Annotated in this window: 1 pseudogene; it reads left to right on the top strand. The window is 70.6% G+C overall.

Annotated elements, in window-relative coordinates:
- Positions 1-211 (top strand): annotated as a pseudogene (locus V5O49_RS00290) (Dyp-type peroxidase); the annotation flags it as partial.
- Between the last annotated feature and the right edge of the window lie 133 nt (positions 212-344).

The following is a 344-nucleotide window of genomic DNA, read 5'->3' as shown; positions in this document are numbered from 1 at the left end:
CGACGCCCCGCGCGGGGACCACGTGTCGGACGCGGGGCTGATCTTCGCGTGCTTCCAGGCCGGCGTGGCCGAGCAGTTCACGCCCATGCAGCGCAGGCCCGCCGAGCTCGACATGCTGAACCGGTGGCCGACGCCGATCGGGCCGTCCGTGTTCGCGATCCCGCCGGGGTGCGATCCGGGCGGGTTCGTCCGCACCACCCTGCTCTCGTAGCCGTTGTGCGCATGAAATCTGCAGGTCTGGACCGGTCCAGACCCGCAGATTTCATGCCCACAACGAAAGCGGGGCGGTCGGTCAACCGCCGGAGACGCTGAGCCCGGCCCCGCGCAGCTTCGCCTCGAACTCC

This window comes from Isoptericola haloaureus (genome assembly GCF_036689775.1).
GTDB classification, from domain to species: Bacteria; Actinomycetota; Actinomycetes; order Actinomycetales; family Cellulomonadaceae; genus Isoptericola; species Isoptericola haloaureus.
This window is presented reverse-complemented; position numbering and strand designations above follow the sequence as displayed.